This is a genomic window from Phormidesmis priestleyi BC1401, assembly GCF_001650195.1.
In the GTDB taxonomy this organism is placed as follows: Bacteria; Cyanobacteriota; Cyanobacteriia; order Leptolyngbyales; family Leptolyngbyaceae; genus Phormidesmis_A; species Phormidesmis_A priestleyi_B.
The window spans coordinates 1-6016 of record NZ_LXYR01000113.1 but is presented as its reverse complement, the minus strand read 5'-3'; the positions used below and the strand labels follow the sequence as shown (position 1 = coordinate 6016).

The 6016-nt window shown below is 47.7% G+C and carries 7 protein-coding genes and 1 pseudogene; 5 read left to right on the top strand and 3 right to left on the bottom strand.

Annotated elements, in window-relative coordinates:
- Positions 1–126: 126 nt before the first annotated feature.
- Together A8707_RS30785 and A8707_RS25310 are read right to left on the bottom strand one after the other, a co-directional pair.
- Positions 127–892: pseudogene (locus A8707_RS30785) on the bottom strand (IS1 family transposase).
- A 169-nt stretch (positions 893–1061) separates the two neighbouring features.
- Entirely contained in the window at positions 1062–1334 is a 273-nt protein-coding gene (locus tag A8707_RS25310; RefSeq protein WP_156518880.1) for an ISAzo13-like element transposase-related protein, read from the bottom strand.
- A 714-nt stretch (positions 1335–2048) separates the two neighbouring features.
- Here A8707_RS25310 and A8707_RS30435 point away from each other — a divergent pair.
- The 4 genes from A8707_RS30435 (at position 2049) to A8707_RS25300 (ending at position 4336) form a co-directional block, all read left to right on the top strand.
- Complete coding sequence (locus A8707_RS30435; RefSeq protein WP_269452772.1) at positions 2049–2180, top strand: hypothetical protein; 132 nt, start codon at positions 2049–2051, stop codon at positions 2178–2180.
- Between the two features lie 430 nt (positions 2181–2610).
- The gene (locus A8707_RS28715) at positions 2611–2748 is read left to right on the top strand and encodes a hypothetical protein (protein WP_156518879.1); all 138 of its coding nucleotides are present in this window, start codon (positions 2611–2613) and stop codon (positions 2746–2748) included.
- Positions 2749–2764: 16 nt separating this feature from the next.
- The gene (locus tag A8707_RS25305; protein WP_068820131.1) at positions 2765–4069 is read left to right on the top strand and encodes an Nramp family divalent metal transporter; all 1305 of its coding nucleotides are present in this window, start codon (positions 2765–2767) and stop codon (positions 4067–4069) included.
- A gap of 39 nt (positions 4070–4108) precedes the next feature.
- Complete coding sequence (locus A8707_RS25300) at positions 4109–4336, top strand: hypothetical protein (RefSeq protein WP_068820129.1); 228 nt, start codon at positions 4109–4111, stop codon at positions 4334–4336.
- Positions 4337–4531: 195 nt separating this feature from the next.
- Here A8707_RS25300 and A8707_RS25295 read toward each other — a convergent pair whose 3' ends face one another.
- Positions 4532–5242: an IS6 family transposase gene (locus tag A8707_RS25295; protein ID WP_068820127.1), complete on the bottom strand. Its 711-nt coding sequence runs from the start codon at positions 5240–5242 to the stop codon at positions 4532–4534.
- A 21-nt stretch (positions 5243–5263) separates the two neighbouring features.
- Between A8707_RS25295 and A8707_RS29360 the strand changes: the two genes are divergently transcribed.
- Complete coding sequence (locus tag A8707_RS29360; protein ID WP_068820125.1) at positions 5264–5593, top strand: hypothetical protein; 330 nt, start codon at positions 5264–5266, stop codon at positions 5591–5593.
- The last annotated feature ends 423 nt before the right edge of the window (positions 5594–6016 follow it).

Genomic DNA, 6016 nt, shown 5'->3' with positions numbered 1-6016 from the left:
TATGTCGGAGAACGATTTCGAGCCGCAGAATCGCATCGAATCATTTCTAAGCAAGAAGCGGATCGCGAGCGTTCCCGCTGAGTTTGACCCAAAAGGGTAATGTTCTAGACATGGGGATCGCCGCCGTCAAACCGCACGTCCAAATTCATAGCGATTGACAAACAATCCAATTACAACGTCATGCAGCCATTCCGACTTGGAGAAGCAAATCGTCTTGCGAGCTATAGCGCTTCGCTCCGCCAAAGGCGCGCGCTTGATTCGAGTTCGCAAGGTTAAGTGTTTCCGCTCAATTTTCTGGGTGTTCCACTTGCCAACCATATGCTGACCTTCATCCAGCAATCGAGCATACGCCCCCCAGCCATCCGTGTAAAACGTTTGAACGCCAAATGGCTCTAGCCATGCTTTCAACTCCACCAACGCTTGATCCTTATGGTCTGCTAGCACATACGCCAAGACTTACCCAGTTTCATGATCAATTGCGTGCCACAACCAGCGCTGCCGTTTCTTGGATTGGACAAAACTCCACATCTCGTCTGCTTCAGCTTCTTCAACGGGTTTGACCATTGTGACAGCCGTTGGCTTGAGTTGTTCTAGTAGCGTTTGATTCACCGGTTCAAGATGACGATCTTTTTTTTAATTCTTCAATCACCGTGGTCGGGCTAATCTTCAGCACATGTGCCGTATCTCGAATCCTACTGCCGTTCATCGCCATATCACTAATCTGTTGCTTCACGGCGGGTAAGTAGCCCCGGTAGGAATATTCCAAAACAAAGCTGTGACGAGTGCATTCAGAGTTGCGGCATTTATATCGTTGTTTGCCTTCAGCCGTCTTGCCGTGTTTAATGATGTTGATGCTGTCACAGGTGAGACATTTCACGGGTTCAAGTATCATCGCAGTATTTTCCGTGTCATCTAACTTGTTTGAGTTCTCTTATTCTCCCTGAGCCTCATCCCCATGTCTAGAACACTAACAACTGAGTACGCTCTTCTATCAGTGTTTAGACCGTCGCACCCGTGACCAAGACACGATCTGTGCTGAAGTTGCCGCTTAGGATCGTGGATTAAATAACCTGTAATTCTGGCTGGGCAGTGTAATTCCATTGGGGCAAGGTTTGGTCGAACACAATCTTCATCGTCGCTTTGAAGTTCTCAGCCACTTTTCGACCCGTTTGATAGGGCTTGTCGAGAATCGTAGTAAAGACCTTCAATCCAGTCCGCGTTGTGGTCGTTGCAATCAGCTCTTGTAGCAGTTGAACACTGTGCAGAATCATCCCCTGACAGGCACGAGTCACATGGGGAAACAATCGGGTGCATCCCAGTCTTGTAAGTCTCAATTTGAGAACGTGTCTTGAAAGACCGTTTTCTCAAGGGCTACAAGTCTGAGTAATAGTACTTATTGCAAAAGTGGGATGCACCCCCGAAAACTATCTTGCTATGCTGACCATCGCCGCCATTCTGATTTGGCTGAAATAACCTCTCTCACTACATCTGGACTTTGGGGTCTGAGGTGCAGTGGAACGAAAAACCGGGTTAAGTGGTCAATTTACATAGCCAACTATGATGTAGCCCATTAACATCGGCAGTTTTGCTTTTGGCTAGGGCTGGTAGGATCGGTCCATTAGGGTATACTCATTCTGACTAGCGCTCCAAAGAGATTGATCGCTTTTAACCTGAAGTCATTGAAGCAAATCTGTCGCGAGAAGCGATAAGTCTTGAAAGCCTTGTAGGGATGAACTTTCAAGGCTGTGCTTGGGCGCGAACATTAGCACGCCAGATTATCCATTTTCATTTGGCTATTCAAATTGTCCTCTTAACCCGGTTTTTCGTTCCACTGCACCTCAAACCCCGAATACGGCATGGCTAGTACGATAGAGATTTCGCGCCACCTTAGTTCATCGTCTCAGAGATGTCAAATGGGTTCTATAAGGTTTCTCATCAGGAAATTGATTGACATAAAAAGATTTATAAAACATAATTTTAGATGGCGGTTAAAGCACGTAAACTGCTCACTCACTCATTATTCTTTCATTTTTTAAGGAGAACGATCAATGGAGGCTTCTGGTAGTAGTTGCGGTTTTGCGACTTCTCAAGGAACCACTGTGTCTGACGAAGACCCTGACCCTGCTGTTGGTCTAGGAGCGATCGATCCGATGAATCTGCCCGGCGTGACTCTGGCTTAGAGTCCCAGGTTCATCTCTTGATCGCCACTGGACAGGGCGATTGCAAAGAGAAAGAGATGAACGATGCAAGATTTTACATAGCGGTATTCGCTAAAACTCAAACGTGAATCTGCGGCAAGTACAGCAGGTTTATGATGTTTTTTGGTGATGATTTGATCACCTCATGATTCTGCGTTTTCATCGCCCAAGTCGCGGATGATTTGGCACGAAAACGGCTCAGTTTGCTGTAAAAAAAATCGTCTATCTCACAGCGAACGAAGGTCTATCTGTTTGTTTGATCTCGGTTGAACAAGACCTAGCTTCTCCTGTTTTAAGTATCTGTTTTAGAGGCAGAGAACAGGCAATTTTCTAGCGACTTGGAGTTGGGCAATCGCTCTATCCCTTGCTCTAGCTTCAGAAAAAATATCAACCCAAACTTTAGGAGGTTGTCATGTTGGAACTCCTGATTGAAAAAGCCATCGAAGCTGCAATCACAACTGTGATCAAAGCAATCGTTCGGGCGCTCATTGCTCCCGTTGTTGAGGAAGCGGTGGCAGCTTTAGTTCAAGGCTCTGATCTGAAAATTTAAGTGAGGACAATACAAAATGACTGAAATCACGGCTCCTCAAAAAAAAGGAATCACCGTTCGCTCCAAGCGGGCTCGCAACTTCCTGACCTTTCTGATGGTGTTTGGTCCGGGACTCATTGTCATGGAAGCCGACAATGATGCTGGAGCCGTCTCAACTTATGTGCAGGCAGGAGCACAGTATGGGACTCATTTGCTCTGGCTCATGTTCGTGCTTCTCCCAACTTGCTACTTTATCCAAGAGATGGTGGTACGCTTGGGCATTGCGACTGGGCAGGGTCACGCTGCCATGATTTACAAGCGTTTCGGCAAATGGTGGGGACGTTTCTCCCTCTTTGACCTGTTGCTTGTTAACTTCTTAACGTTAGTCACCGAGTTCGCAGCGATCTCCCTGGCACTTGCTCAAATGGGGATTTCGCCGATGCTGTCGGTTCCTCTGTCTGCCGTTGGGTTGGTTGCCCTGGTCAGTACCGGGAGCTACCGCCGATGGGAGATTATTACGATCGTGCTGTGTCTCTTAGATTTGACCTGGTTCTGGCTGGCTGCTCAATCTCACGTAGACTTGGGAAGGGCTTTGCAAAACACAGTGGTGCCCAATCTCCCAGAGGGCGGACTGACTTCTGATTTAGTCTTTCTGATTATTGCAATTGTGGGAACAACGATCGCACCGTGGCAACTGTTTTTCCAGCAAAGCTGCATCGCAGACAAGAAGTTGCGCTTTGCTGATTTGAAATGGGCACGACTCGACACCTTGATTGGAGCTTGTTTTACTGTTCTTGTGGCAGGCGGCATGATTTTTGTGGGCGATTTAGCCAGACAGAATCATATCGACTTTCGAGACCCGGCTCAGATGGCAACCGCGCTGATACCCTTCGCAGGTCAGGCTGTTCGCAACGGTATCCTTTTGATGATGTGCAATGCAGCAATTTTAGGTGCGACTGCTATTTCGCTATCGAGCGCCTGGGCATTTAGTGAAGTCCAAGGCTGGACGCACAGCTTACAGGTGAGCTTTCGTCGCGCTCCTGGTTTCTACACGGTCTACGCCTTTTGCGTGGCGTTAGCCGCCAGCATTGTGCTGATTCCCAATGCCCCACTGCAACTGATTATTGTCGGTGTACAGGTATTAGCCGGGGTGATTCTGCCGTCAGCAATCATCTTTCTGCAATTGCTGTTGAATGACCGGGAATTGCTCGGCGAAGAATTTGTCAACAAGCCTTGGAACAATGTCATTAATTGGATAATCATTGCCGTGCTGTTTGTCCTATCACTCATCCTGGCAGCGCAGGTTGTTGTCCCCGATCTCTTTCCAAAATCCGCCGGTTAAGTCAAACATATTGAACGCACAAAATTAGAGGAAAAAGCAATGGCAAACCGAACCACCAACGACGATTACACCAATGACTACCGTGTGGTTCATCCCCTAGATGATCTGCCGGAAGAGAAGCGCGCCCCCCATGAGGCGATCGGATTGATCCGGATGACTCCAGCGGTTCGATTCTCGTTGATGGCACTGCGGGGCTACTTGCTCCTGATGATCCTGCTGGTGCTTTATCGGGTGCTGACCCTGGCAGGAGTTTTAGGACACAAATAATGGCTGGGAAGGTTTATCTAGTGATTGTTTCAGAGAACAATCTTCAGGTTCACTGAGATGTCCCAAGTGAAGGTTGGCGTTAAGCTAACCCCCAGTCCCCGACATTGCTAAGGAGATGCAGGATGACGACCCAAGCTTTACGGTTCTGTCGCAAACTTTTCAAAGTGACCAGCGAACCTTGCTAATCGTATTGTCTTAAGCGCTCACTTCAAAGAGTTCTTCAATGAAATTCATTTGAGACACACGGTCCCCTTTACGGATTCCTTTCGCTTGTCCTTTTCTGATCCTATTCATCGCTTCAATCCCGCTCAACGTTCTTCTCGCACTGTGGAACGACTTGAACCCCATCATTGGTTTGACAATCCGTTTAATGTTTCGGTGATCCTGTTCAATGATGTGGTTCAAGTATTTAATCTGCCGCAGTTCCGTCTCTTGAGCAATTGTTTCATCGGCTTTCAACTGCTCCATTGCCACAGGGTAGGCAGCATTCTTGTCCACCGTGATTACGCGGGGTGTTTGAGTGTGTTGAGCCTTCAGCACTTTACGGAAAAACCGCGCCGCTGCCTTCCCGTCTCGCTTTGCGCTCAGCATGAAGTCTAGGGTATTCCCCGCTGAATCGACGGCTCGATACAGATATTTCCACTTCCCTTTGACCTGAATGTAGGTTTCGTCCACCCGCCATGAATCATTCGTCAAGCTCAAATGCGAGCGAAGCCGTTTGTCGAGTTCTGGGGCGAACTTTAGCACCCACCGGTTGATTGTGGAATGATCCACTTCAACTCCTCGCTCTGCCATCATCTCTTCCAGGTTCCGGTAGCTCAGGGGATAACGACAATACCCCCGCACATTCAGCAAGATGATCTCTGGCAGAAAGTGACACCACTTGAACAGGGATTGAGAAGCCATTTAGGATGAGATGAGAGAAAAATGAGCCTCCCTACCCTATCATTTTTGCGACAGAACCGCTTCTTTGTGCGTCATGCCTACTTCACGGGAGCCAATCAGCCTTATGAGAAGCTGAAACGGGCATTGAAAGCAGAGATTAATGAGTCAGCATGGTCAGCACTCAACACCAATGTCAGCCGTCCGTTTGACCCACCAAATCAGAATGGCAGATCTGGAAAAATCGCTGTGAAAGTGACCAATCACTACGGGGATGAAGGTCTATTCCTTGGTTCGATATCGTTTCAGTGTCTAGAAAAACTTATTGCCCCTTGGCATAATGACCAACTTGAACCAAGCTACCTTCTTGGGTGACTGCAATGCTGATAACCCCCAGACTCACTAAGAAGAAAGCTGCTAGAGCCAGACGGAAGGATTTCATAAGATTCTCACTATCAGGTGTATTGTATCCTTCACTAAATAGGGAGAGCATACCAGAGTCCACCGCAATCCTCCATCGAAAAGAGATAAGAAATAGAAATTTCATTTCGAGTCACCACACACTTTCCCGTACTTGATCCTCTCGATACCAACACACAAATCAAGGGATTTTGATAGAGTAGGCTATCAAAATCCCTTGATTTCGTTCTTTCAGGGTCGAGTAACCCTTGCACCTCGCTCCTGATGTAGCAAGGGTTGTCAGCAAGACTTACTTTTCTTCGGTGTACGTATAAGACCCCAACTCACAGAGATTTAGCTCATCGCGTTCAACAATTTGACCCTCCGCAAAGTTGCCCC

Coding starts and splice junctions, on each gene's coding strand:
- A8707_RS25300 (WP_068820129.1), top strand. CDS start 4,109: ATGGCAAACCGAACCACCAACGACGATTACACCAATGACTACCGTGTG.
- A8707_RS28715 (WP_156518879.1), top strand. CDS start 2,611: ATGTTGGAACTCCTGATTGAAAAAGCCATCGAAGCTGCAATCACAACT.
- A8707_RS30435 (WP_269452772.1), top strand. CDS start 2,049: ATGGAGGCTTCTGGTAGTAGTTGCGGTTTTGCGACTTCTCAAGGAACC.
- A8707_RS25305 (WP_068820131.1), top strand. CDS start 2,765: ATGACTGAAATCACGGCTCCTCAAAAAAAAGGAATCACCGTTCGCTCC.
- A8707_RS29360 (WP_068820125.1), top strand. CDS start 5,264: ATGAGCCTCCCTACCCTATCATTTTTGCGACAGAACCGCTTCTTTGTG.
- A8707_RS25295 (WP_068820127.1), bottom strand. CDS start 5,242: ATGGCTTCTCAATCCCTGTTCAAGTGGTGTCACTTTCTGCCAGAGATC.